The 26,485-nt window shown below is 65.8% G+C and carries 22 protein-coding genes; 8 read left to right on the top strand and 14 right to left on the bottom strand.

Annotated features, from left to right (window positions below):
- Together ACIA48_RS05605 and ACIA48_RS05600 are read right to left on the bottom strand one after the other, a co-directional pair.
- On the bottom strand, positions 1–8,889 hold an 8,889-nt coding region (locus ACIA48_RS05605; protein WP_396728397.1), incomplete at its 3' end, for an amino acid adenylation domain-containing protein.
- A gap of 243 nt (positions 8,890–9,132) precedes the next feature.
- Positions 9,133–10,071 (bottom strand): methionyl-tRNA formyltransferase, encoded by a 939-nt coding sequence (locus ACIA48_RS05600; protein WP_396728395.1) that lies wholly within the window; start codon positions 10,069–10,071, stop codon positions 9,133–9,135.
- A 188-nt stretch (positions 10,072–10,259) separates the two neighbouring features.
- Here ACIA48_RS05600 and ACIA48_RS05595 point away from each other — a divergent pair, with 188 nt between their 5' ends.
- From ACIA48_RS05595 to ACIA48_RS05580, 4 genes are all read left to right on the top strand, one after another.
- A complete protein-coding gene (locus ACIA48_RS05595; RefSeq protein ID WP_396728393.1) occupies positions 10,260–11,546 on the top strand; it encodes a sensor histidine kinase in 1,287 nt (428 codons plus the stop codon).
- Positions 11,543–12,187, top strand: coding sequence for a LuxR C-terminal-related transcriptional regulator (locus ACIA48_RS05590; RefSeq protein ID WP_396728544.1), 645 nt, complete (start codon positions 11,543–11,545; stop codon positions 12,185–12,187). The genes ACIA48_RS05595 and ACIA48_RS05590 overlap by 4 nt, the downstream gene beginning before the upstream one ends.
- A 58-nt stretch (positions 12,188–12,245) precedes the next feature.
- Complete coding sequence (locus ACIA48_RS05585; protein ID WP_396728391.1) at positions 12,246–12,692, top strand: nitroreductase/quinone reductase family protein; 447 nt, start codon at positions 12,246–12,248, stop codon at positions 12,690–12,692.
- Positions 12,693–12,761: 69 nt separating this feature from the next.
- The gene (locus ACIA48_RS05580; RefSeq protein WP_396728389.1) at positions 12,762–13,193 is read left to right on the top strand and encodes a hypothetical protein; all 432 of its coding nucleotides are present in this window, start codon (positions 12,762–12,764) and stop codon (positions 13,191–13,193) included.
- Between the two features lie 18 nt (positions 13,194–13,211).
- Here ACIA48_RS05580 and ACIA48_RS05575 read toward each other — a convergent pair whose 3' ends face one another.
- From ACIA48_RS05575 to ACIA48_RS05555, 5 genes are read right to left on the bottom strand one after another with little or no spacing between them, the layout of a single operon-like run.
- Positions 13,212–14,330 (bottom strand): NAD(P)H-dependent flavin oxidoreductase, encoded by a 1,119-nt coding sequence (locus ACIA48_RS05575; RefSeq protein ID WP_396728387.1) that lies wholly within the window; start codon positions 14,328–14,330, stop codon positions 13,212–13,214.
- 13 nt (positions 14,331–14,343) lie between these two features.
- Positions 14,344–15,156: an alpha/beta hydrolase gene (locus ACIA48_RS05570; RefSeq protein WP_396728386.1), complete on the bottom strand. Its 813-nt coding sequence runs from the start codon at positions 15,154–15,156 to the stop codon at positions 14,344–14,346.
- The gene (locus tag ACIA48_RS05565) at positions 15,157–16,188 is read right to left on the bottom strand and encodes an NAD-dependent epimerase/dehydratase family protein (protein WP_396728384.1); all 1,032 of its coding nucleotides are present in this window, start codon (positions 16,186–16,188) and stop codon (positions 15,157–15,159) included. It lies immediately after the preceding gene.
- A complete protein-coding gene (locus ACIA48_RS05560) occupies positions 16,185–16,961 on the bottom strand; it encodes an S-methyl-5'-thioadenosine phosphorylase (protein ID WP_396728382.1) in 777 nt (258 codons plus the stop codon). The genes ACIA48_RS05565 and ACIA48_RS05560 overlap by 4 nt, the downstream gene beginning before the upstream one ends.
- A 3-nt stretch (positions 16,962–16,964) precedes the next feature.
- On the bottom strand, positions 16,965–17,189 hold the full coding sequence (locus ACIA48_RS05555; RefSeq protein WP_396728380.1) for a hypothetical protein: 225 nt from the start codon (positions 17,187–17,189) through the stop codon (positions 16,965–16,967).
- 69 nt (positions 17,190–17,258) lie between these two features.
- Between ACIA48_RS05555 and ACIA48_RS05550 the strand changes: the two genes are divergently transcribed.
- Positions 17,259–18,128, top strand: coding sequence for a 1,4-dihydroxy-2-naphthoate polyprenyltransferase (locus ACIA48_RS05550; protein ID WP_396728542.1), 870 nt, complete (start codon positions 17,259–17,261; stop codon positions 18,126–18,128).
- Between the two features lie 11 nt (positions 18,129–18,139).
- On the opposite strand, the gene ACIA48_RS05545 is transcribed toward ACIA48_RS05550, so the two are convergent.
- Positions 18,140–19,246, bottom strand: coding sequence for a DUF1214 domain-containing protein (locus tag ACIA48_RS05545; protein WP_396728378.1), 1,107 nt, complete (start codon positions 19,244–19,246; stop codon positions 18,140–18,142).
- Entirely contained in the window at positions 19,243–19,818 is a 576-nt protein-coding gene (locus ACIA48_RS05540) for a TetR/AcrR family transcriptional regulator (protein ID WP_396728376.1), read from the bottom strand. The genes ACIA48_RS05545 and ACIA48_RS05540 overlap by 4 nt, the downstream gene beginning before the upstream one ends.
- Before the next feature lie 28 nt (positions 19,819–19,846).
- Between ACIA48_RS05540 and ACIA48_RS05535 the strand changes: the two genes are divergently transcribed.
- On the top strand, positions 19,847–21,106 hold the full coding sequence (locus tag ACIA48_RS05535) for a sulfotransferase family protein (protein ID WP_396728374.1): 1,260 nt from the start codon (positions 19,847–19,849) through the stop codon (positions 21,104–21,106).
- A 12-nt stretch (positions 21,107–21,118) separates the two neighbouring features.
- Here ACIA48_RS05535 and ACIA48_RS05530 read toward each other — a convergent pair whose 3' ends face one another.
- Together ACIA48_RS05530 and ACIA48_RS05525 are read right to left on the bottom strand one after the other, a co-directional pair.
- Complete coding sequence (locus ACIA48_RS05530) at positions 21,119–21,484, bottom strand: ester cyclase (RefSeq protein WP_396728372.1); 366 nt, start codon at positions 21,482–21,484, stop codon at positions 21,119–21,121.
- Positions 21,485–21,538: 54 nt separating this feature from the next.
- Positions 21,539–22,246: an aquaporin gene (locus ACIA48_RS05525; RefSeq protein WP_396728370.1), complete on the bottom strand. Its 708-nt coding sequence runs from the start codon at positions 22,244–22,246 to the stop codon at positions 21,539–21,541.
- A 39-nt stretch (positions 22,247–22,285) separates the two neighbouring features.
- On the opposite strand from ACIA48_RS05525, the gene ACIA48_RS05520 reads away from it, so the two are divergent.
- The gene (locus ACIA48_RS05520; protein WP_396728368.1) at positions 22,286–23,056 is read left to right on the top strand and encodes a response regulator; all 771 of its coding nucleotides are present in this window, start codon (positions 22,286–22,288) and stop codon (positions 23,054–23,056) included.
- Here the strand turns inward: ACIA48_RS05520 and ACIA48_RS05515 are convergent.
- Positions 23,034–23,444, bottom strand: coding sequence for a response regulator (locus ACIA48_RS05515; RefSeq protein WP_396728366.1), 411 nt, complete (start codon positions 23,442–23,444; stop codon positions 23,034–23,036). The two genes, ACIA48_RS05520 and ACIA48_RS05515, sit on opposite strands and share 23 nt — an antisense overlap.
- A 116-nt stretch (positions 23,445–23,560) precedes the next feature.
- Between ACIA48_RS05515 and ACIA48_RS05510 the strand changes: the two genes are divergently transcribed.
- Positions 23,561–25,150: a DUF4118 domain-containing protein gene (locus tag ACIA48_RS05510; protein WP_396728540.1), complete on the top strand. Its 1,590-nt coding sequence runs from the start codon at positions 23,561–23,563 to the stop codon at positions 25,148–25,150.
- Here the strand turns inward: ACIA48_RS05510 and ACIA48_RS05505 are convergent.
- Both ACIA48_RS05505 and ACIA48_RS05500 read right to left on the bottom strand, forming a co-directional pair.
- Entirely contained in the window at positions 25,139–26,173 is a 1,035-nt protein-coding gene (locus ACIA48_RS05505; RefSeq protein WP_396728364.1) for an aminotransferase class V-fold PLP-dependent enzyme, read from the bottom strand. The genes ACIA48_RS05510 and ACIA48_RS05505 overlap by 12 nt on opposite strands.
- On the bottom strand, positions 26,170–26,478 hold the full coding sequence (locus ACIA48_RS05500) for a DUF4229 domain-containing protein (RefSeq protein WP_396728362.1): 309 nt from the start codon (positions 26,476–26,478) through the stop codon (positions 26,170–26,172). Before ACIA48_RS05500 ends, ACIA48_RS05505 begins: the two co-directional genes overlap by 4 nt.
- Between the last annotated feature and the right edge of the window lie 7 nt (positions 26,479–26,485).

Raw genomic sequence — 26,485 nt, 5'->3', positions numbered from 1 at the left:
CGACACCCGCGCCAACGGATCAGCCACCATCGCCACCAACACCCGCTGCAACCGATCAACCAACGCCACAACACTTTCCGCATCAAAAAGATCGGAGTCGTACTCGATGCGCAGGTCGAGTTCGGGACCTGGAGTGGCTTGCAGAGTCAATGGGTAATGAGTGGCTTCGTGGCCGCTGAACTCCGCGATGGCAAGCTCGCCGAGTTCTAGCGGCTCGGCCGTGTCGATCGGGTAGTTCTCGTAGACAAACAACGCGTCGAACAACTGATCATGACCCGTGACGCGGTGGATCTCGGTCAGTGCTAGATGTTCGTGATCCATGGTGTGCTGATAGGCGCTGTGTAGTTGACGCAGCAAATCGGCAATTGTGTTGCCCGCGTTGATCTTCGCCCGCACCGGCACCGTGTTGATCAGGAGACCCACCATCGATTCAATTCCCACCACGTCGGCCGACCGACCCGAGACGACGGCACCGAAGGCCACATCGTGCTGGCCGGTGAGCCAGACCAGCAGCTGAACCCAACCGGCCTGCAAGACGGTGTTGAGGGTGGTGTGGTGTGTGCGGGCGAGTTCGGCCAATGCCTTGGTGCTTTGTTCGCTCAGCCGGACCGATGTGACCCCGCGCTGCCCCGGCTCCAGCCTCTGGCGGGGGCCAACCAGGGTGGGCGTATCAAAGCCGTCCAGCAAGTCGCGCCAGGCAGCCTGAGCGGCTTCGAGATCCCGACCGGCCAGCCACGTCACAAACCTGCGATACGGCGCCGCCGCGGGCAGCCGGTGCCCCTGATAGGCGGCGAATATCTCCTGCAGCAGGATTGGAAGTGACCAGCCGTCAAGCACGATGTGATGGTTGGTGAGGACGAATTGGTACCGCTCGGGTGCGGTACGAACCAGTGCTGCTCGGAATACCGCCGCATTCGCGAGGTCGCATACCGCTTCGCGTTCAGCAGCACACAACCGCCCGACCTCTCGGTCGACGTCGACGTCTCCAGCGAGATCGACGAATTGCCAAGGGGTGACAGGATTTGCAGGTATGACCTGAACCGGTGGGTCGAACTGCGGGGAGAAGCGTGCGGCCAGGTTGGGGTGGCGGGCGACGACGGTACGCACGGCATTACCTAGCCGCTCGTGGTCCAGCGGGCCGGTGACAGTGAGCGCCAGCTGTCCGGCATATACCTGGTAACCGCCGGCATGGGCGGTGATGGCGTGAAAAAGCAGTCCCTGTTGCAACGGCGTCAACGGCAACACATCAGCGACAACGTATTTCAGCTCGAGATCGTCGATCTGCTGCTGGGTCAGACGCGCGGGAGCAATGTCTGATGGCGTCAAGCCGCCCCCACCGCGGCGGACGTGCGCGCAGATGCCGGTGAGCGCTTCAAACCACAACTGTGAGAGTCGGGTGACCCTGGCGCGATCGAGTGCCGACGGCGCCCACGTCCAATCGGCATGCAATCGCTGATCGCCATCGATGTCGAGCATTCCTGCATTGAGCGCCACGGTATGGGTGAGCGGCATCGGCAATGCGTTGGTCACATCGGTGATCGAAAGGGTGTCTGGACTGGGCTGCCACACCTCTGGCGACAGCTCATCGGTCCGGCCGGCTAGCCGCCCCAGGTAGTTGAAGCTGATCACCGGGTCCAGCCCGGTCAGCTCGACGTCCGTGTTCCGGTAACGCAACAGCCCGTAGGTCAGGCCGTCGGGCAGGCGACGCAACTGTTCCTTGGCATCTTTGACGACCGCGCCCAAAGGTGCGTCGCCCGCGATCACCTGAGTCCAGTCCAGACCGCCAACGCTCAGCGCCACCGGGTACTTCGCGGTGAACCAACCAACGGTGCGCGACAAGTCCACGTTCGTGCCGAGCTCCTCCTGGCGCCCATGCCCTTCCACGTCGATACCGATCGGCGCACTGGTGTTGCCCAACCACTGAGAGACCGCCAACGCATGGGCGATCAACAAGATGTCGCCTACCCCGGCATGAAACGCCGCAGGCACCTCGGTCAACAACAACCGAGTGGTTTCGACATCCAACGACACCGACAAGTTGTCGGCGCCGGCGAGAGTGTCGCCTGCGGGGCCGTCCAGCACTGCAGGCGTGTCCAGTACCTGCCGCCAAACCTGCGCCAGGGCAGCTATTTCCGGGCGGCGCGCATGCTCGGTCAACACTGATGACCAGCGAGCGAAGGACGTCCCTCCGGACGGAGGGGTCATCGGCAGCCCATGATGATGCTGGGCCCAGATTAAGTTGATGTCCTCCAACAGAATTCGCCATGACACTCCGTCAACGGCCAGGTGGTGAATGATCAGTACCAACTGGTTCGCAGAGGTCACCCAGACCGCACTGAGCATCATCCCCGTCGTCGGGTTCAGCCGGGACCGCGCCTCCACCAGCACCGCATCAGACAGCACGTCGACGGTGGCCAGGCATTTTTCCGCAGGCACTGAACCGGGCTCCGGCACGTGCAGCGACCAGTCCCCGGAGTCGAAGTCATCCACTCGTAGCCGCAACATGGCGTGTCGATCCAGCAACGCCTGAAGCACGATTGTCACGTCGGCGTCCGTCACAGCGGGCGGGGCGGTCACGACCATTGTCTGGTTGAACTGCTCGACGTCGCCATTGATGCTCTGCAGCCAGCGGGTGATCGGCGTCGGGGCCACCGGGCCGGTGCCCTCATCCACCACATCGTCGGCGCCGGTGGCAACCGTGGCCACTCGGGCCAGCCGTGCCACGGTCTGCTCGACGAAGATGTCGCGCGGCCGACATATAACCCCGGCTGCGCGGGCACGGGCGACCACCTGCATCGAAGAGATGCTGTCCCCGCCCAGGTCGAAGAAAGAGTCATCGACGCCTACGCGGTCGAGTCCGAGGATTTGGGCGTAGATGCCGGCCAACACCTCTTCGACCGCACCGGCCGGGGCGCGGTACTCAACGGTGGTGTATTCCGGTGCCGGCAGCGCGCGGGTGTCGAGCTTGCCGTTGACCGTCAACGGCAAGGCATCGATGAGCACCACCGCCGAGGGCACCATGTATGCCGGCAATCGCTGCGCCACCACACCGCGAATCCCGGCCGGATCGGCACTTCCGGTGACATAACCGACCAACCGCTTATCACCCGGGCGGTCTTCACGCACGATCACCGCCGCCGCCGAAACCCCCTCCACTGCGGCCAGCGCGGCCTGGATCTCCCCGAGCTCGATGCGATACCCGCGGATCTTGACCTGCGCATCGGTACGACCCAGATAGTGCAACTGACCGTCAGCACCCCAACGCACCAAATCCCCAGTGCGATACATCCGTTGCCCGGGCAGCCCAAACGGACACGCCACAAACCGCGACGCCGTCAACCCCGCGCGACGCACATAACCGACCCCCAGCCCACGCCCCGCGGCATACAACTCACCGACCACCCCCACCGGCACCGGCCGCAACCACGCATCCAGAACAAACAACGCCGCCCCCGGGATCGGCGCCCCGATCGGCGGTGTTCCCGACCCCGGCGCCAGCGGCGCACTGACCGTCACATCCACGGTTGCCTCGGTCGGGCCATAGGCGTTGACCATCACCCGACCCGGCGCCCACCGATCCACCACATCGGTCGGACAGGCCTCACCACCCACCACCAACGTCGCCGAACCCAGACCCTCAGGCGACAACATCGCGACCGCGGAGGGCGTCTGAATCAAGACACTGACGTGTTCAGCAACCAGCAAGGTGTGCAGTTCTTCCGGCGAACGGGCGACCTCGTCGGGCACCACCACCAACCGCCCACCGCCAAGCAGCGCACCCCAGATCTCGTGCACAGAGCCATCGAAGGCATACGAATGCCATTGCGACCACACCTGTTCCGGCCCCTGGTTCAGCACTGAATCCAATGACGCCAACAACTGGGCCACGTTGTGGTGAGTGGTCGCCACCCCCTTCGGGACACCGGTCGTGCCCGAGGTGTAGATGATGTGAGCAAGATCGTCAGCGGCGGGCAGCGGCAACGCCGCCGCCGACTGGGCCCCCACCGCGGGATCGTCGACATCGACGACCACCACCGGATACCCATCAAACCGTGACGCCAGCCCCGCCGTACTGACCGCCACCACCGGCGCCGCATCACCAACCATGAACTCGATCCGCGCATCAGGCACCACCGGATCCATCGGCAGATACGCCGCCCCCGACTTCAGCACCGCCAAAATCGACACAATCGCCTCAGCCGAACGTCCGAACAACAACGCCACACACTGGCCAGGACCCGCCCCATACCCAACCAACAAGCGCGCCAACCGATTAGAAGCCTCGTCCAACTCCCGATACGTCATCGAACGACCCGAACACGTCAGCGCCACCGCATCAGGAGTCCGCCCCACCTGCGCAGCGAACAACTCCGGAACCGACACCCCCACCACCGGCTCACCCAACACCGCACGATTACCCAACCGATCAAGCCGCCCACGCTCAACCACATCAAGCACATCCACACTCGACACCCGCGCCAACGGATCAGCCACCATCGCCACCAACACCCGCTGCAACCGACCGATCAGGGCCTCGATGGTGGCGCCGTCGTACACATCGGTGCGGAACTCAACGGATCCGCCGATGCCGGCCGGGTTGCCGTCTGAGTCGAAGCGTTCGGCCAGGGAGAACATCAAATCCATTCGGGCCGTGCGGGTGTCGACCGGCAGTGTGCTAGCCTGCACCTCGCCTAATCGCAGTTCGGGAAGCGAGCCCTGGTTGACACCGGTGAAGTTCTGCCATGCGAGCGCCACCTGGACGAGCGGGTGATGAGTCAGGCTGCGGACCGGGTTGAGCCGCTCCACCAGCACCTCGAAGGGAACATCCTGATGCTCGTAGGCGGCCAGGCTGCGTTGGCGCACCTGGGCGAACATTTGCGCGACGGTGGGATCGCCGCTCATATCGATGCGCAACACCAAGGTGTTGACGAAGAACCCGACCACTTCGTCGAGGGCCCGGTCATTCCGGCCCGCGATAGGAAATCCGACTGCCACGTCAGTGCTGGCGCTCAGTCGCGAAAGCAGTACTGCCATCGCGGCCTGAACCAACATGAAGCTGGTGACATTGTGCTGGCGGGCCACCCGGGCGATCTGCTGCTGCAGGTCGGCCGGCCAGTCCACGGCGAGATTCGCGCCGCTGTGATCGGCGACCGGCGGAAAGGCCCGATCGGTGGGTAGTTGCAAGCGTTCAGGCAGTCCGGCGAGGGTCTGCTGCCAGTAGCCGAGCTGCGCGGTGATGCGGCTGTCCGGGTCGTCGAGATCACCCAAATGGGTGCGCTGCCAAAGGGTGTAATCGATGTACTGCACCTCTAACGGCGCCCAGTCGGGGGCTTGGCCCGCAGAGCGGCTGGTATAGGCCGCGCCGAGATCGGCCACCAGCGGAGTCAGCGACCAGCCGTCGGCGGCGATATGGTGCACCACCGCTACCAGCACGTGTTCGTCCTCACCGACGCGAAACAGGGTGGCTCGCAACGGGATCTCGGTCGCCAAATCAAACGTGTAACGCGCAGCAGCGTCGATGGCTTCGGTTAGTCGGCCTGCCGACCAATCAGCGGCATCGACGAAATTCCATCCCACTTCGACGCCGTCAGTCGGGAGCACCACCTGCTCGGGGATCCCGTCCGGCGCGGCGAACACTGTGCGCAGACTTTCCTGGCGGCCCACTACGTCGACAAGCGCTGCAAACAGCGCGTCGGTATCCAGGCGGCCATGCAACCGCACCGCCGCGGGGATGTTGTACACCGGCGAGGGACCATGCAACTGGTCCAAGAACCACAACCGCTGCTGGGAGTAGGACAACGGTACCGCCGCGGGCCGCTCCACCCGCGCCAACCGCGGCAGGTGGCCCGAACCCACCCCGATCCGTGGAGCCAATTGGGCCACAGTGGGTGCGTCGAACAAAGTGCGCACCGAAACATCGGTGTCGAGGCTGTTGTTGACCGCAGCGATCATTCGCATCGCGGAGAGCGAGTCTCCGCCCAGGTCGAAGAAAGAGTCGTCGACGCCGACCTGTTCGAGTCCGAGGATCTGGGCGTAGATGCCGGCCAACACCTCTTCCACCGCGCCGGCCGGGGCGCGGTACTCAACGGTGGTGTATTCCGGTGCCGGCAACGCGCGGGTGTCGAGTTTACCGTTGACCGTCAACGGCAAGGCATCGATGAGCACTACTGCAGAGGGCACCATGTAAGCCGGTAGCCGCTGGCTCAACTGCGCGCGCACGGACACCAAATTCACTGCACCGCAGACTGATTCGGTGACATATCCCACCAGCTGCTTCAGGCCGGGGCGATCCTCCCGCACGATCACCGCCGCGGCCTCGACCCCCGCCACCGCAGCCAACGCGGTCTGCACCTCACCCAACTCGATGCGGTACCCGCGGATCTTGACCTGCTCGTCAGCTCGGCCCACGTACTGCAACTGTCCGTCAGAATCCCAGCGCACCAAATCGCCGCTGCGATACATACGTTGTCCCGGCGTCCCGAATGGACACGCGACAAAGCGCGACCCCGTCAACCCCGCCCGACCCACGTAACCGTGCGCCACCGCGGGGCCGGTCAGATACAACTCCCCCACCACCCCAACCGGAGTGGGGTTCAACCATGCGTCGAGCACCAGCGCACCCACCCCCGCAATCGGAGCGCCGATCCCCACGGTCTGCCCCGCTTCCAATGACGGAGTGCAGGTGGCCCAGATCGTGGTTTCGGTTGGGCCGTAGCCGTTGAACATCCGACGTCCCGGCGCCCACCGATCCACCAGCCCCGGCGGGCAGGCCTCTGCCGCGGACAGCAGCGTCTTCAGCCCGTCCAGCTCGGCAGGATCCAGCGATGTCAGCACCGTCGGAGTCAGAACGGCCGCATCGACGCGCTGTTCGGCCACCAAGGCCGTCAACGCTTCCCCGGCGTACACCTCGCGCGGAGCGACCACCAACGCCGCACCCGACCCTGCGGCCCACAACATCTCGAACACCGACGCGTCGAAGATCGGTGAGGCCGCCTGCAACACCCGCGACCCGGCATTCAACCGTAACGTCTCTCGTTGCGCCGCAGCCAATCCCATCAATCCCGCGTGACTGATTCCTACGCCCTTGGGTACCCCGGTGGACCCCGACGTGAAGATCACATACGCAGTGTCATCCACGCCCACCGGAGCCAAGCGATCAGCATCGGTGATCGGCGAAGCGTTGCGTGCCGACGCATCCAACGCATCGACGCGCACCAGCGGCCGCCCACCGGCCCCGGCCACCGCATCGGCGCCGACGGTCAGCACACACACCGCGTCTACGGTGTCCAAAACCGTGGCGATGCGTTTCACCGGATGAGCGCGATCCACCGGCACATACACACCGCCGGCCTTGACCACCGCCCACCAGGCCACCACCAGCTCCACAGACCGATCCAGCGCCACACCCACTGCGCGCTCAGGACCCACCCCTGCCTCGATCAGCACCCGCGCCAACCGCGTCGACAACTCATCGAGCTCGCGGTACGACCACACCCGGCCGGCGTCGAGCACCGCCGCAGCATCCGGGTCCGCCGTTACAGCCGCTGCCAATACCTCCGACGCCGTCCCCACCGGCGTCGCCACACCGAGTCCGGACCATCGCGACAACACCAACTCACGCTCGTCGCGGTCCAGCAGCGACACGTCCCCGACTTTCACCGACGCATCCGCGGCCAACACGCGGTCGAGGAGCGACTCCAAACGGCTTATATGCCTGTCGATCTCGTCGGTCGCGTATCGATCCGGATTCCACGCGAATTGAACTCGAGGCGCGCCGCCACCCAGCCGCGGATAGATATTGATGGCGATGTCCTGGATGGGGAAAGTGGTCAACACGTTGACGACACCCTCCGAAGGCCCGAAGTGGATCGCGGACGCGAAATCGAGAACGTTGATCACCTGGCCGAACTCGACATTCATGTCGAGTGGCATGGCGTCGGCAACGAGGTCGGGCCAGCGCCGAAACTGCTGATGCCGCAACGCACCGACCACTGCTTTGGCCACCTGATCGGTCAGGGCTCCGACGCTCTCGTCGTGGTGGACATGAACGAGCAAGGGCACCAGGTTCGAAACCATGCCTGCACATTTTTTCAGCGCGGCGGTGGTGCGCGCCGAGACCGGCAGTGACAACGAGATATCCTCGCGTCCTGCTGTTTTCGCTATGAACAACGCCAACGTCGCCACCACTCTCGCGACATCGAATTGGCCGTTCTCGCTCTGCGCCGATAATTGAGCGCACATCAGCTCGCGCACCAGTGGGTGGCGTGGCGCCACCGTTCGCCCCGTCCCGGCCAGATCCGTGACGTCAAGCGGCCCGCGAACGACGGTCTTCCAGTATTCGGCGTCAGCTTGACTGCGCGAAGACTCTTGATACTTGCGATCCGCGTCGCGGATCAGAGCGAACTCGGAGAAATCGACTTCGGTGGTAGGGGCGACTGATCCCGAATAGACCGCGGCGATGTGTCGAATGAGGTTGTTGGTGCCGAACCCGTCCACGAGCACGTGGTGCGTGCGCAGATAGAAGTACGACATGTCATCGGCGATCCGCAGCAACGCGAAGTTGGTCAGTCGATCGTTGACCAGATCGATCGGCTGACGATAATCGCGATCCATCCAGTCGCGCGCGGCTCCAACGGGATTGCTCTCGGCACGCAGATCGATGCAGAGCAGGGTCTCTGGGAAAGACCGGTCGACGACGAAGACGGGATCGCCGCCGACGAGCGACACTCGTGCACACGGCGTACCGAACCGAGCGGCCGCGGCTTCGCACGCGACCATCAACCTGTCCGCGTCGACATCGTGATCTATCGCGAGAAACCCGGCGAAGTTGTATGGAACTTCGGGCCGAAGCTGTTGGGCGGCCCATATCGACCGCTGAGCGGTCGTCAACGGTCCTAGCGTGTCCGGTTGGTTACCGTAATCGAGCATGATGAAAACGAACTCCCAGTTCTGGCCGCAATATCGGGGCCGGAAGGTTGAAGATGCTGCGGTGAATCAGCGCCCGCTCGAGGCGACGAGAGCTGGACCATGGCGGCCACCGCGATACTGCTGGTCAGCATGGTCGAAGGTCCTCTTGGTGAGCTCGGTTGGGGGACAGGGCTTTTCCGTTGCCCTGCAAGACTGGGCATCAAGCTAGGGTTGGTTGGTCAGGTAACCCCCGCGCCGAAAGAACTTGTCCGCGCTGTACTCGACCCCATCGGCGCAACGAATGCGGGTGATCACCAAGCCGCGGTGGTCGCCCCGAAAAGAGTTGGGACCGCACACCACGGCGCCGCCTTCCTCCTGCACGATCACCCTGCCTGCCGTTCCGCCATAGCGTGCTTCGGACACGTGAGCCTCGATGACCTCGATGGGCTCGCCCCGGTAGAAGGAGAACGCACGCGGATAGGGATCGGACAGTGCCCGCACAAACCGCTCGACATCCTCAGCGGGCCAGTTCCAGTCGATCAAGCTGTCGCGCTCCGAACGCTTGTGAAAGTACGTCCGTTCCGCCTTGTTCTGCGGCCGCCAGACCGCGGTGCCGGATTCCAGCAACGTCAGCGCCTCCGCGAGCACGGTGGGAATGAGGTCCATCCCTCGCAGGACCAACTCGGTCCCGGTGTCGTTCGGACCGATCGGCAACGAATGCTGCACAAGGATGTCCCCGGTGTCCAAGCCGTCGTCCATTCGGTGAACGGTCAGGCCGAATTCGGACTCGCCGCTGATCAGGGCCCACAGGACTGGGGAGAAGCCGGTCAGCTTCGGTAGCAGCGAATCGTGGAAGTTCAAAGTGCCGTGCGGCGGGATGCCGTAGAGCTCTGCGGGCATCTTGTTGTACCAACTGTTGACGACGATGACGTCGGGCTGGGCACGACTGACCAGGTCGATGGTCTCGCCGTCCACCCGCTCCGTGAAATGCACCGAGATGCCGTGCTCACGGGCGAGGTCCTCGACTGGCGCCGACCAGATCGCTTTGTATGACTCTTTGCTGACTGGGTGGGTGACTGCCAGCAAAACTTCGTGGTTCAGATCTATCAACGCCTGCAGAGTCTTATAACCCCAGGTCTGGTACCCGAAGAACACGATGCGCACTACTCGAACCTCCTGATCTGGGCTATGCCTCAGTGCTGCGCATCGCCTCCAAATAAGGGATCTTACGTTAGCCTTTCCTAACTTTCGACTCGCAGGCCCGGTCGGCCAGCCATGGGGGGACAGCCCTACCGTCGATCGGGCGGCAAACCGGATGGGTCGAGACACCGGGCGTGCTTAGTGTGAACGACATGACCGCTGCATCCGCGCAGCCAACGCGCATCGGACTGCTGCGCACCCTCGTCGGCGACAGCGGCTACCTCCTCAGCGGATTCCCCCTCGCGGTCGCGAGCTTCAGTGTCATCGTCACGGGACTGTCGGCCGGAGTGGGCCTGCTGATCATCGTCGTCGGATTGCCCGTTCTCACCCTGACCGTGCTCATCGCGCGGCTGTTCGCCGATATCGAGCGCTTCCGCGTTCCCGCAGTTCTGCGCCGGCCCCGCACCCGGCCCACCTACCGGACATCGCAAGCGGGCCAAGGTCTTTGGAAGCGCATCACAACACCGCTGACGCAAACTCAGAGCTGGCTCGATATTGCCTTCACGCTCCTGATATTCCCGATCGCGGTGTTCACCTTCTGCGTCGTCGTCTCCTGGTGGGCGGTGGCGATCGGCGGCACATTGACCGTCGCGTGGGACTGGAGCATTCCGCGCGGCCCGGACAATCAATCGCTCGCTCAACTGATCGGGCTCGGCAACAGCGCGTTTGCACGGATCGGCTTCCAAACTGTCGTCGGCCTGATCTGCCTGATCACGCTTCCCGCAGTGGTTCGCCTCTGCGCTCTCACCCAGGCCGGGTTCAGCCGCATGCTGCTCACCGGCATCGCCGAGATGCGCGAGACCATTACCGTGCTGACGGACCAGAAGGCCGCCGCGGTGTCCGCGGAGGCGACCGCGCTACGAAAGCTGGAGCGCGACATGCACGACGGTCCGCAACAGCGTCTCGTCCGGTTGGCAATGGACCTGGGCCGGGCCCAGCAGCAGTTGGACAGCGACCCCGAGGCGCTGCGGAGCACCCTTGCCGAGGCCGTCGACCAGACCCGCGAGACGCTCGACGAGCTACGCGCGCTGTCTCGAGGTATCGCGCCGCCGGTGCTCGCCGACCGCGGCCTGCCCAGCGCCCTGGCCGCCTTGGCCGGGCGGTGCACCGTCCCGGTCGAATTGCTGGTCGACGCTGATCTCGGCATGCCGAGCGGCCGGCTCGACGCGGCCGTCGAGAACACCGCCTACTTCACCGTCTCCGAAGCGCTCACCAACGTCGCCAAGCACAGCGGCGCGACGAACTGCTGGGTGACGGTCGCCAACGGCCCCGAACGGTTGGCGGTACAGATCGTCGACGACGGACGCGGCGGTGCGCACGTCGCCAAGGGGCACGGGCTAAGCGGGCTGGCCGATCGGGTGCATTCCACCGGAGGTGCACTCACCGTCGTCAGCCCGGCGGGTGGACCGACCGAGATCAAGGTGGAACTGCCGTGCTGAGAGTGGTGGTCGCTGATGACTCAGTCCTGTTGCGGGAGGGCCTCGTTCGGCTCCTGACGGAGAGCGGCCACGAAGTGGTCGCGGCGATCGGCGACGGACCATCACTGGTGGATGCCATCGAGCGGCACACTCCGGACATTTCGGTGGTGGACGTCCGGATGCCGCCGTCGCACACGGATGAGGGGCTGCGGGCCGCCGTCGAAGCCCGCCACCGCATACCCGGATCCCCGGTGCTGGTGCTGTCGCAGTACGTCGAGCTCTCCTACGCCGACGACCTGCTCGCCGACCGGGTCGGTGGTGTTGGCTACCTCCTCAAGGACCGCGTCGCGGCGGTCGCCGAGTTTCTCGACGCGCTGGAGCGGGTGGCCTCCGGCGGGATGGTGCTCGACCCGGAGGTCGTATCGCAGCTGTTGGTCCGGCGTCACCGCGACGACCCGCTGAAGGCGCTGACGCCGCGGGAGCGGGAGGTTCTCGCGTTGATGGCCGAGGGCCGGTCCAACATCAACATCGCCCGCACCCTCACCATCGCCGACGGCTCGGTGGAGAAGCATGTGCGCAACATCTTCACCAAGCTGACGCTTCCGCCGGACCTTGAACAGAATCGCCGGGTTCTCGCGGTCCTCGCCTACCTGAGCGGCTGACCTGCGACTTCAGCTTCGTAGCTAGTTTTTGAGTGATCACTCAACTATGGTCACTCACATGACCACAAAAAGTGCTGACAAGGCACGACGCAAGTTCAAGTTCGAGCGCAACCTGGGCCGCGTCGTGATGAACCCGATGGTCGCGGCGCTCGACCGGCTCGGCATCCGCTCGTCATTGGTCGTCGAGCTCGAGACCATCGGCCGCAAGTCCAAAGAACCGCGACGGGTGCCACTGGCCGGCCGAATCGACGGCGACTACCTGTGGGTCATCTCCCAGCACGGTCGCCGGGCCGGCTGGGCGTACAACATCGCCGCCAACCCGAACGTGCGTGTGCGTATGAACAACGAGTGGCGCACCGGCACAGCCACTTTCGAACCTGATGACGACGTGCGCGCCCGCGCCCGTAGTTTCGGCGGCGGCGGCCGGTTCGCACAGTCGGCGACCGCGCTGACGATGCGCGCAATGGAGAGCGACCCGATATCGGTTCGCATCGCGTTGGACTAGACGACGGTCCGCCGTTTCACGCCGACCGGGATGGGTAGTCCCACCGCGTCGGCAAAAATCGGAGGAACTGTGAACAAGCAAGCACGAACAGCGTTCGCTGTGTTCGGCGGCGCGGCCGCGATGGTGTTGGCGGTTGGCTGCGGCGGTGGCGACGAAGGTGACTCGACCAGCACCACCAGCACCACGTCGGAAACGACGTCGGCGACGACAACTATGACAACGACGGCGCCGGCACCAGCGCCGGCCCCGGGTGGCACCGGCACGGTTCCCGGTGGACCCACTGGCGGCGGCGGAGCCGACGGTGGCGGCGGCGCGATACCCGGTGGTCCCACGGGCGGCGGCGGTCCCGGCGGTGGCGGCGGCGAAATCCCCGGCGGCCCGACCGGTAGCGGCGGTCCCGGCGGAGGGAGCGGATCGATTCCGGGCGGCCCGTCAGGCGGCGGTGGTCCGGGCGGCGGCGGCGGTTGCGTGCCCGGTGTGGGCTGCATCGAGGTCCCGTAACCCGATAGCCTCGTTGACTTAGTCCGGCAGTGAGTTGCTCAGCCGTTCCGTCGCTGACAGGTAGTCCTCGATGAACTCACGCACCACCTCGCGTGCAGGCTTCACCTTGTTCATCAACCCCACACCCTGCCCGACGAAGTAGGTCGCCAGCGCCTGCGCGCCCGGATGCCCCTGCGCCGCAAGCACGTCGATGCGTCGGATCACCGGTTCGGCCACCATTGACTGCAGCGGCAGCGGCAATGTCTTGTGGCCGCCCTCGGTGGGCTGCCACGCGTCGGTCCAGTCCGAAACCAGCTGCCGCGCAGGCTTTCCGGTGCGGCCCGTGGAACGGATGGTGTCGCGTGACGACGCCGCGAGAAACTTCTGCACCGTGTGCGGCGCTGTCTCGGCCTCCTCCGTCGTCAGCCACACCGAGCCGGTCCACGCTCCGTCGGCGCCCATCGCAACGCAGGCGGCCATCTGCTTGCCGGTGACTATCCCGCCCGCGGCCAGCACAGGTACCGCGCCCTCGATTGCCTCGATCACTTCCGGAATCAACACCAGCGTCGTCACCTCGCCGCAGTGCCCGCCCGCCTCGGTGCCCTGCGCGACGATCAAGTCCACGCCCGCCTGCACCTGCTTGGCCGCATGCTCCTTCGCACCGACCAACGCGGCTACCGGAACACCGTTGCGCTTCCCCGCTTCGATCATGTAGTCGGGCGGCACCCCCAGCGCGTTGGCGATGAGCTTGATCGGATGGCTCATCGCGACCTCGAGCAGATCCTGGCCGGTATCCCCGGACAGGAACGACGGGCCCGTGCGGACCTCCGCCTCGGGCTCGATGTCGTGCTTGGCCAGCAGCTCCGCGATGAAGGTGCGGTAGTCCTCGGGAATGCGCGACGCCAACTCGCCCCGGCCCAGCTTCTCCCCCTTGCCCTCGAACTTGGCGGGCACGATGAGGTCGAGGCCGTACGGCTTACCGCCGACGTGGTCGTCGATCCACGACAGTTCCTGATCGAGCAGCTCCGGGGTATATGCGGTGGCGCCGAGGACACCGAACCCGCCGGCATTGGTCACCGCGGCAACCACGTCACGGCAGTGGCTGAACGCGAAGAGCGGGAAGTCGATGCCGAACTGTTCACAGATTGCGGGCTTCATCCCACCAGTATTACTAGGTGACACCGGTCGCCGACAGAAACTCTTGGATCTCGGCGATCATCTGCGGTCCGTCGATGAGCGCGGGGTCGTTGTGGCCCGCCCCCGGCACCACCACGTACCGCTTGGGTCCGTTGGCCGCCTCGTACAGCCGCCGGCTCAGCGACTCGGGCACGATGTCGTCGCGGTCCCCCGCGATCACCATCACCGGCGCGCGCACCGACGAGATTCGATCGATCGACGGGTACCGATCCATCAGCAGCCACCGCACCGGCAGCCACGGATAGTGCATCGCGCCGACGTCGGGCAGCGAGGTGAACGGCGACCGAAGCACCAACGCCGCGGGCGGCGTATCGACGGCAAGCCCGACAGCGACTGCCGCGCCGAGGGATTCGCCGAAGTACACGATCTTGTCGACGCCGGGCTGCGCCGCCAGCCATGCCCGGGCGGCCCGGGCGTCGGCTGCCGTTCCGTCCTCCGATGGCCGGCCCGGATTGCCGCCGTAGCCGCGGTAGTCGAACAGCAACACCGAGAGGCCGATCCTGTTCAGTGCCGCGGCCAGATCGATCCGGCCGGACCGGTCGCCGCCGTTTCCGTTGCACACCAGCACCGCGGGGCCACCGCCTGGCACGGGGAAATACCAAGCACCCAAACGGATTCCGTTGCTGTCCAGGACGACGTCCTGACCGTTGGGCAACACCGTTGCCGCGGGCGGAACCGGCCCGGGCGACGGGAAATAGATCAACCGCCGCTGCTGCGACCACGCCAATGCCAGCAGACCTGATGCCACGAGCGCGACGATAGCGACTACCACCGCGAGGCGCTTCATCTATGCCCGCAGTGGCGCGAACGCGAACTCGCGCAGGCCGTCGCGGGGGTCGACTGCGGCGCGAAAGCCCAGTACGTCGGCGGCGCGGGTTGGGTCGGCGACGATGTGGCGGACGTCGCCGCTGCGGTACTGCCCGGTGACGACGGGTGCCGCAGCGCCGCGCACGTCGCACAACTCACTGGCCACCTCCATGATCGAGATCGGCCGCCCCGAACAGACGTTGAACGCGTCGAACCCGTCGAGTCCGGATTCGACGGACGCCACATTGGCCGCAGCGATATCGTCGACGTGCACGAAGTCGCGCATCTGGCCGCCGTCTTCGAAAACCCGTGGTACATCGCCGGATTCCAGCTCCGAGCGGAAGATCGCGGCAACACCGGAGTACGGAGTATCGCGCGGCATGTGCGGGCCGTACACATTGTGATAGCGCAAGGCGACGACCGCGCCGCCGCTGGCTTCGGACCACGCCAGCGCGTAATGCTCCTGCGCGGTTTTGCTCGCCGCATACAGGCTGCGCGGCCGCAGCGGTGCGTCCTCGGCGACCAGCTGCCAGGTGACCGTCGCACCACAGACCGGGCAGCGATGGTCGAACACCCCGGCGTCGAGGTCGGCCCGCGAGCGGGGCAGCGGGTCGATCGGTCCGTGCTCGGCGCAGTCGTAGCGGCCCTGGCCGTAGACCACCATCGAGGAGGCAAGCACCAGCCGCCGGCAGTCCGCGGCGAACATCTCGGCCAACAGGACCGAGGTCCCGAAGTCGTTGTGGCTGCCGTACGACGGCGCGTCGGCGGCGTTGACCCCGGCGCCCACCACCGCAGCCTGATGACACACCACGTCGACGCCCTCCAGCAGCGGCGCCAGCGCCGACCCGTCCCGGATGTCGAGCACCCGGCAGTCCGGCGGCGGCTCGGCGCCGGGGCCGTGCGCGGCGGGCAGCATCGCGTCAACGGCGACGACGTCGTGGCCCGCGTCGCGCAGTGCGGCGTCGACCCGGGTTCCGATGAACCCGGCCGCACCGGTCAGCAGAACTCTCACGGCAGATCGAAGGGAAGTTGAACACCCTCGTGCGGCAGGCAATGTGTACAGGTCCGCTCGAGCTCAACCTGATCGATCGCCTCGTGCACGAGCTTCTTGAACGGCACCAGATTGCGCTCGAATTCGGCGAAGACGTCGACCGCCCGGACCGCGTTCGCACTGTCGATCCCCGCGTCCACATCGGTCACCAAAGCGATGGCCGCATAACACATTTCGAGCTCACGGGCCAGGACGGCCTCCGGATATCCGGTCATGTTGACCAGGCTGAACCCCTGGCCGGCGAACCAGCGGCTCTCGGCCCTGGTGGAGAACCGCGGCCCCTGCACCACCACCATCGTCCCGCCGTCCACCACACCGGGCAGATCGGCGACGGCGGCACGCAGCGTCGGGCAGTACGGGTCGGCGAAGCCGACGTGGATGCCGCCCGAGTCGAAGTAGGTGTCCTCGCGGCCGCTGGTGCGGTCGACCAGCTGATCGGGTACGACCATCGCGCCCGGCCCCAGATCCGGAGTCAGACTGCCGACCGCGCACGGGCCGAAGATGCGCCGCACACCGAGCGCGCGCAGCGCCCACATGTTGGCGCGGTACGGCACGGTGTGCGGAGAGAATTCGTGCCCGGAGCCGTGCCGCGGCAGGAACGCCACCTCGTGGGCACCGACGGCGCCTACGGTGATCGGCGCGCTCGGCTCGCCGTAGGGGGTGTCCAGGTTGATCGCACGGGCGTCTGAACCGAAGAACGAATAGAACCCGCTGCCACCGATGACTCCGAGCAAGGGCTAGTCGCCCGGCGTTTCGTCCTCGACGGCCGACTGCTGCGAAGCGCGCTTCGCTCCATCGCGGATCTCGAATACGTCGGTCGCGAAGCTGCCGATGGCGTTTGCAACGTCCTTGACCGCGGTGGTGATGATCGAGGCCACGTCGCCGACGGTTGCCGCGCCGGACTCGACGATCTCCTGCACGGCGTCCTTACGGATCTCCGTCTTACTGAGTCGGTCCTCCATGTGCTCAGTCTGCCATGCGTGCGCCTGCCGGGCCGATGGGCGAGGGGAACCACCGTGCAAGACTTGTTCGTGGCCAGTTTCGCGCAGTGGGTGGAGGGCGCCCGGCCAAGGACGCTGCCCAATGCGATCGCACCCGTCATCGCCGGTACCGGTGCGGCGGCCTGGTTGCATGGGTGGTGCTGGTGGAAAGCCCTGCTGGCGATGGTCGTCGCCGTCGCGATGATCATCGGCGTCAACTACGCGAACGACTACTCCGACGGTATCCGCGGCACTGATGACGTACGGGCGGGGCCGCTGAGGCTGGTGGGGTCGAAGGTGGCCACCCCGCGCGCGGTGCTGACCGCCGCGATGATCAGCCTTGCCATCGCGGCCATCGCCGGACTTGCGCTCGCGTGGTTCAGCGCCCCGTGGCTGATTCTGGTCGGCGGGCTGTGTATCGCTGGCGCGTGGCTGTACACGGGCGGTTCGAAGCCGTACGGCTATCTCGGGTTCGGCGAGGTCGCGGTGTTCGTGTTCTTCGGACTCGTCGCCGTACTCGGCACGCAGTACACGCAGGCGCTGCGGATCGACTGGGTCGGCGCGGCGATGGCCGTCGCGATGGGCGCGATGTCGTCGGCGGTGCTGGTGGCCAACAACCTGCGAGACATCCCGACCGACAAGGAATCCGGCAAGATCACGCTGGCCGTGCGGCTCGGCGACCCGCGCACGCGGCTGCTGTATCAGGCGTTGCTGGCGGTCGCGTTCACACTGACGCTCGTGCTGATCCTCGCGACGCCGTGGGCCGCCGTCGGCCTGGTCGCGCTGCCCCTGGCGGTACGTGCCGCAGGCCCGGTGCGAAAAGGGTTCGGCGGCAAAGACTTGATTCCGGTTCTGCGCGACACCGGACTGACCATGCTGGTCTGGTCGATCGCCGTTGCCGCGGCGCTGTTTTTTGGGTGATTTCGGCGCGGCTATCCGACGCTCGTCGGCGCCTCCGACACCTTGACCAGCGCCACCTCGGGTCTCGCCGGAACCTCGTCGGACAGGAACCAGCGGAACGCGAGGTTTCCACGTGGATAGTCAAGCGTGGTAATCGAATTCGGGTGCTCGGTCATACCGCGTGAGATGACGACAGTCACCGATCCATCGGCGTTGGGGACGGCCGAGTAGCCGTTGACCGAGCTGCGTGCATCGGCGACACCCGGCGTCGCCATGAATTGGTTCCACACCACCAGGTTCCAGAATCGGCACGACGGCGGCCGGTGAGTGACGACGAGCGCCTCGTCGTCTTCGAGCACGAAACTGCCGTAGGCATAGCAGGCGTCACGTGCCGACCAGCCGAAGTTCGCATCCGGCACCTGGTACGGCTCGGCGAATTCGTTTGCGGTCGAAGAAATCTCGTGTCCAAGCGTGTGTTGGTCCTCACTGCGAACACCGACCGCCAGCGGCAGGATCGCGAACATTGTGCGCAGCCACGCGGCACTGGAGCGCAGCGCGGTCGCCGTCTCCGCGTCACCGTGCCGAAACGGATCGGGTGCGTCCAGCGCCTCGATCTGCCACCTCACCGGACGCCCGGTCTGCGGATCGCCCTGGTAGTCGCGCGTCATCAGAACCGCCGCGTCCGGCGTCGGCCCGAAGTCGAAGGAGAAGTTGCCGTCGTCGTCGATATCGAGATCGTCGTCGCGCAGGATCGCCACGATCCGGTCGGACCACGCGCCCGGCGACGGCTCGTTGTAGGCGGTCACCGAGAAGTAGACGCTATCGCCCTTGTTCCCGCTGATTCGATAGCGCCGAGTCGGATCGACCGGGCACATGAAGTAGTAGGCGTCGGTGTTGTCGCCGCCCCACCGGCGGTCGGGGCGAAACGGCGAATTGACCTCCACCCACAATGGCCGACTCGGATCGGCGAACAAATAGGTGTCGAACGCGACGCCCAGCGTGGTCGCCAGCATGCGGTAGCCGTCGGCGATGTGGCGGTCATCGCTCACCGCGCGGTCGCCTTCGAGGAAGGTGCGGTCAAGGCCGCCAAGGGTTTCGAGCAGTTCACGCCAGGCCGCCGTGGACTCGTGCTCCGTCATGAGCTGATCCCTCTCGTGATGAATTCGGCGGTGCGGTCCATCCACGCATCGTCGAGCGTCTCCGGGTGAGTGATGAGGGCAAGGAAGATGATGCCCGCGAGTGCATCGACCACATCGCCGGAACGGACGTCGCGACGAACCTCGTCGCTTTTGCGTGCCGTTTCCAGCCACGCGTCGAGCCCGTGGGACAGGACGTCGACGAACCTATCGAGCAGTGCGGCGTGCAGCGTGGGATCGACGGCCATCTCGGCGACCAGGCCCGGCAATGCCGCCAGGGCGGCGGGAGTGGTCAGGAGGGCGAAGGTCCTGGCCATCATCTCTCGCACGTCGCCGAGCGTGGTTCCGGTCGAAGGCAACTCGGTGTACTCGGTGACCGGGAACACCGCCTCATGGACGAGGTGTGCCTTGCTGGGCCATCGCCGGTAGATCGCCGGCTTGCTCGTCCCCGCACGCTTCGCGATCGCGTCGACAGACAGCGACGCGTAGTCGGTCTCGCCGAGCAATTCGGCCGTGGCCTCCAGAACCGCACTGTCGATCCGCGGATCGCGGGGTCGACCAATTTCCACCATCATTATGGAACTCACAGTAACATAAGTTGCCGTGACTGACGCCTCAGCTGATTCCGTGCCGCCCACAGTTCATCTGGACGACCTCGCCGAGCCACGCTTCTCGGCGGAGGCCGAACCGATTCGGCAGATGATGGGCTCGATGGCGGCCGACTGCCCGCTCGACGCAAAGGTCCTGCACACCAAGGCCGCCGCTGAGACCGGACTCGACGATTTCGGCCCCGACGACTACCGCGAACGCCTCGACGTGTATCTCGATGCGCTGCACGATATTCCGGGAATGCACGACGCGGGCATCGTTAACTTCCACGCCCAATTGCTCCAGTGGCTGAAGAACAGGCTGCTACTCACCGACCTGTTGACCCGCCACCCCGAGATCCACGACATCGAACTCGCGCCGCCGGTAGTGATCGCGGGCCTGCCCCGCACGGGCACCACACACCTGCACAACCTGCTGGCCGCGGCGCCTACTTTCCGCACCATCCCCTACTGGGAGAGCAACGAACCCTTCCCGCTGCCGTCGGAAACAGGCATCGATCCCGATCCCCGTCGCACTCGGATGGACGTCGCGGTGGAGGTGATGAACCTCGTGATGCCCCACTTCGCACTGATGCACGAGATGACCACCGACCATGTGCACGAAGAGATTCAGCTGCTGGCCAACGACTTCTCGACGATGCTGTTCGAGACCCTGGGCTACGTGCCGAAATGGCGGGACTATTACCTGTCTCATGACCAGACGTCGCACTACGAGTACCTCGCCACACAGCTGAAGGCGCTGCAGTTCCTACGCGGCGGGCGACGCTGGCTGCTCAAATCACCCCAGCACCTCGAGCAGCTGCCAGTACTGAACTCCGTTTTCCCCGGCGTGATCGTCGTTTTCACACACCGCGACCCAGTGCCCGTCGTGCTCTCGATGCTCGCGATGCTGACCTACAGCGCGCGCATGCACTGCTATCCAGTACCGGTACCCGAGATCGCGGCGACATGGATCGATCGCCTCGAGCTGATGCTCAACGCATTGGTGCGCGACCGCGCAGAACTACCACCGGAACGGTCGATCGACGTCCGCTTCGACGACTTCATGGCCGACGAAATGGGTGTGGCCGCAGAGATTTACGAGCTCGCCGACGAGCCGCTGGGAGACGATGCACGGAGCGCGATCCAGGGTTACCTGGGCGGACACCAGCGTGGCAGGCTCGGCCGCATCGCGACGTCGGCCGAAATGTTCGGCCTCGACGAGAACGACATGCGGGCCCGGTTCAGTAAGTACTCCGACCGCTTCCTGGCGTGACGATCGACCACGTCAGCCCGCCGACGTCCCCGTCCAGTACTCGACGACACGACCTTCGGCGATCTTGAGCATGTCGTTGCCCGTGAACCGCTTCGGTCCGTCCGGCGCGGCCCCCGTACCGATCCAGCGCGCCGCCAACATGTCCCCGGAGACGAATGGCTCGACTTCGATGACGAACTGCAGATCGGTCAGCATCGACCTGGTCTTGTCGACCATCGCGTGCAGTTCGTCGGGACCGTGGACCTCACGGTCCGGCCAATGCCCAACGAAATCCTCGGACACGAGGTCGAACGCCACTGGCTGGCCCGCCCACAGCTCGTCCATCCAGCGCCCGTAAAGCTCTTTCGCAGAGATCACGCGCTCTTTCGTAGAAGACATGCGGTTTTACTACCCCGTCGCCCGCGAAACTATGCGCATTTGCTGTGACCCACGTCACCCATCGTAATAGGCCCACCACCCGAAGGTCAGGAAGACGAGGCCGGCCACGAATCCGGCGACGACTTGGCCGACCAGATACACCCAGATCGTCGGCCAGGCCAACACACCGGCTGTCAGGACGTGCAAGGTGGACGCCGCGTGCAGTGCACCCGTCGACAACGCCGCCAATCCCACCGCACCGACCACAGCCCCGATGCCGACCGCGACGTCGCATGCCGACCCAGCCCTGGACTGGTCACTGGTCGCGAAACCGAGGACGGAATAGGTGATCACGAATGCGAACGTCAACTCCGCCACGAACACCGCGACCAATATCGGATCGCTCACGGTGAGCTGTGCCTCATTGATAACCCTTGTTGGATCGGCGATTTCGCGCACCACCACCGCGGCGAGCGTACCGCCGCCGAGCTGGGCAAGCCAGCGCACGGCGGCGGCACGCATCCCGATCCTTCGACGCATCAGCACCGCGAGCGTCACGGCGGCGTTGAAGTGGCCGCCGGTGAAGTGACCGACGGCGTAGATCAGCACCATCAGAACCACTGCGATGCCGAGCGCGGGCAGCGGCCACGGACTCAGCACCGCCGCCCCCGCCGCGGAAACCAGCGCGAACGTGCCGACCGCCTCGCCCGCGGCGCTCGTCAGCCGTCGCCCTGCAGTGCCGGAAACCGGTTCGCGGGTGGACGGCGAGGGGAGTTGGTCCATGTTCTGCCACCTTGGCCGTCCACGTCCACCGCTGTCTCCATGGCTGTCTGCCAACCGCACTTGCCCGCCATCCCGACCGCGGAATGCCTGCTAGCTGCATTGTCGGTGCGCGTGCCATGCGGTGTGCTGGTGGCGGTGGCAGTACAGGAAGCCGAAACGGCTGGGGTTCGCGTGATCATCGCCGACGACGACGTGCTGCTGCGCGAAGGGTTGGCCAGTCTTCTGGATCGGTCGGGCTATCACGTGGTCGGACAGGCCGCCGACGCCGTCGAGCTGCTGGCGCTGGTGGTCGCGCACAGACCGGATCTGGTGATCGTCGACATCCGCATGCCGCCGACGCACAGCAGTGAAGGACTCGACGCGGCGAGCGCGATCCGTGCCGAGTCACCGGACACCGGCATCCTCGTGCTCTCGGCTCACGTCGAGGTCGACCACGCGATGGAGCTGCTCGGTGGAGACCGCGCGATCGGTTACCTGCTCAAGAGTCGCGTCACCGATATGGGCGACTTCCTCGACACGCTCGCACGCATCACCAGGGGCGCGTCGGTGGTGGATCCCGCGGTCGTCGCCGAACTCCTGTCGACCCGCCGACGCAACGACCCACTGGGAGCGCTGAGTTCGCGAGAGTTGGAGGTGCTGGCGCAGATGGCCGAGGGGCGCTCCAACGCCGGTATCGCCCGACGGCTCTGGGTCACCGAGGGCACCGTCGAAAAGCACGTCCGAAGCATTCTGGCCAAATTGGATCTACCGGAAACCGGCGACGATCACCGCAGGGTTCGTGCCGTCATCACCTTTCTGGAGGCTCGCTGACCGACTGGTCTTCAGCCGAATAACCATTTCGATGTCGAAATACCAAATCCACGATCGCCCGAGGCGACAACCCGATCTTCGGCAGGAACCCCACCGCGGCACTGTCGGCGATCAGCTCAGCGAGGTCCTGCTCCGCGTGGGCCGAGATCAAGATGACCGGCGACGGATGCGGCACTCCGCTCGCACAGAGCTGCTCGACGAGATCGAATCCGCTCTCCTCACCGAGGTCGACGTCGACGAGCGTGACGTCCGGCCGCAGATCCACGTAACACCGCAGACCGTCGGCACTGTTCGACGCGAGGCCGACCACGGCGATACCGCCGCGTTCGAGCATCCCGAGCGCGGCACAGCGGAAGCTCCGACTGTCATCGACGATCAGGCAGCGCATAGCCGAACCCGCAGCAACATTCCTTCAGTGTGCCTAACAAATCGCGATTTCCGCATTGCGGATAACTGGAATTCACCCGGCGCCGTATACGTTTGCCAATCCATGGTGAGGAAGTGATGACGCCCCCGGCGAAGGTGCGGCGCCGAACGCCGGCCTCGCTGGTCGGCGGATTGCTCTCCGTCCTCGTGCGGCCGACGACACCGCCGCTGAGCCTCGGCATCATCGTGGCGCTCGCGTTCATCGCGGCCGAAACTCTGCTGGTTTACCGCCTCAAGCAGGTCGGCCCCGAGGCCTACGGAGCGATCTTCCTGCTCGGCGTCCTCGTCATTTCGGCGGGTTGGGGCTTCGGCCTCGCACTTGCGACGTCGATCGCGAGCGCCGTCGTCTACTTCTACTTCCATGTCGAGGACTCCGGGGTGCTGTTCCCTGACGAGGCACAGGATTTCGTGGCACTGCTGGTGTTTTTGCCCGTCGCGCTGTCGGCCAACATCCTGGGCAGACTGGCCAGGCTACGAGCCATCGAATCCGAACAGCGCCGACACGAGGCGGATGTCGCCGCGTCGGTCGCGAGCGCGCTCGCCGAACAGCAGGCCGCGTTGCGGCGGGTGGCAACGCTGGTCGCGCGCGGGGTTTCCCCGGCAGAGATCTATCCGACGGCGGTGACGGAGCTCTCGCGGGGCCTGCGGGTCCAGAACGTCACACTGCTGCGGTACACGCAGGAGGGTGCGCACGTCGTGGTCGGCGCCCGAGATGAGAACGATGACCCGATCCTGCCTGAGGGCGAGTACCTGCCGTTGGAGGGTGACAACGTCGCGGCGCTGATGTACCACACCCGTGCGCCGGCACGGATGGACAGCTACGCCGGTGCCACAGGCCCGACGGCGGCGCGTATCCGCAGCCTCGGGCTGAAATCCGCGGTGGGCGCCCCGATCATCGTCGACGACCGCATGTGGGGCGCGTTCATTGTCGGGTCGGCCAACGACGAACGGCTGACCACCGACACTGAACATCGCATCCGCGACTTCGCCTATCTGATCTCCATCGCGATCGCCAACGCCGACACCCGCGCCGAGCTCACGGCCTCGCGCGCACGCATCGTCACCGCGGCCGACCAAGCCCGCCGGCGCTTCGAGCGCGACCTGCACGATGGTGCGCAACAACGCGTCGTCTCGCTCGGCCTCGAGGTCCGCGGTGTCGAAGCGTCGGTCCCGCCCGACCAACCCGCGCTACGCGAACAGGTGGCGCGCATCAACGACGGGCTCACCGCGATCGCCGCCGACCTCAGGGAGATCTCGCGCGGCATCCATCCGGCGATCCTGTCCAGGGGTGGACTCGGACCCGGCATCAAGGCGCTGGCACGCCGGTCGACGGTGCCCGTCGCGCTCGATGTGAACATCGACTGTAGGTTGCCCGAGCACGTCGAAGTGGCGGCGTATTACGTTGTGGCAGAAGCACTGACCAACGCCGCCAAACATGCCCAGGCGTCGGAGATCAGCGTGCGCGCGACCACCGACGGAGGCGATCTCCACTTGGACATCAGCGACGACGGGGTCGGTGGGGCGGTCGTCGGCGGCGGGTCCGGATTGATCGGACTCAAGGACCGAGTCGAGGCGCTCGCCGGCCACCTCGACATCCTCGGACCGCCGGAGGGGGGAACGCGACTGAGCGCGACGATTCCGCTCGGCGCCGAACCGTTACGACCGTAGTGCGTCGAGCAACCGGTCCAGGTCGTTCTCGTTGTTGTACAGATGAAAGCCCACCCGGATCGCGCCCGCGCGCACGGACGCGCGGATGCCGGCCCGCTGCAGCGACTCCGTCGCACCCTCGATGGGAAGTGAGACGATCGCCGAATCCTGCTGCGGCAGATCGAGTTCGGTGCGCAGGCGGGCGGCGAGTCCGAGGCAGTGCGCCTGCACCGTGTCGCCGTCCAGCGATGCCAGCCACGGTATCGCGAGCCCGGCGCCAAGGACGCTGAACCATGCGGGTGACAGATCGAACCGCCGCGCATCCTCGGCCAGCCGGATTGGTAGCCCGTAGATGGTCTGCCACGGCGCTTCGCCGGCGTACCAGTTGGCGGCGTGCGGCGTCATGGCGCGACTCACTCTGTCGCTCAACGAAAACCATGCCGTACCCCGCGGCGACAGCAGCCACTTGTAGACCGCAGCGACCGTGACGTCAGCCCAGTCCAGATCGAGACGCTTCCACCCGAGGGCCTGGGTGATGTCGATGACCGTCACCGTGTTGGTGCCTGCGACGTGGTTGCGCAACGCGTCGACGTCGAGCACCGCACCGTTTGCGGACTGGACAAGGCTCACAGCGACGACGTCGAAATCGGCTGCCGCGGTGACCAGTTCGTCGGCGGGCAGCTCGGTGACGGTCACCCCGCGGCCCGTCTGTGCGGCGAACGGAAAGGTGGTGCTGGTGAACTCGCCGGGCAGCGTGAGCACCCGAGCGCCGTCAGGGACGGCCGCGGCCACCAGTCCCAAAGCGGACGAGACGGTGCTGCCCATCGCCACCGAGTCGACGGGAACACCGGTCAGCGCGGCGTAGCCTTGGCGTCCGGCGGCCACGTGCTCATCGAACGACGGGACGTCCATCGTTCCGCTCTGCCACTTGCCGATGCAGTCCAGCAGCGCGTCGACGAGAAACTGTGGTGGCAGGCCGTAGGTGGGCGAGTTGAGAAATCCATCGGCCCCGTGGAATTCAGCGCCGAACACTTCCCGCGTCATTGCGTGGGAGGTTCATCGCCACGAAGTCGGGCCTGCAGTTGTTCGCGATCCTTGCGGCGCCGCTCGTCCAGAAGCGCGATGCTGGCGGTGGCGCGACGGCGCAGCGGGGCGAACATCCAGATGCCCAGCGGCAATGCGATCACCATGGCGAACAGCAGCGCCACCACGACCGGAAAGTCCCTCACCCCCAGCAAGTGCCCGGCCCCCACGATCATCGCGGTGATCGCGACAACGAGCAGCAACCTGGCCAGGGCATATAGCACCAGGTCTGCTACGAGGCGAGATCCGGGCCGATTGTCAGACACGGGCCGA

This window comes from Mycobacterium sp. NPDC051804, assembly GCF_044452905.1.
Lineage (GTDB): Bacteria > Actinomycetota > Actinomycetes > Mycobacteriales > Mycobacteriaceae > Mycobacterium.
The sequence above is the reverse complement of the archived record's forward strand: the minus strand, read 5'-3'. Positions and strand labels throughout refer to the sequence as shown.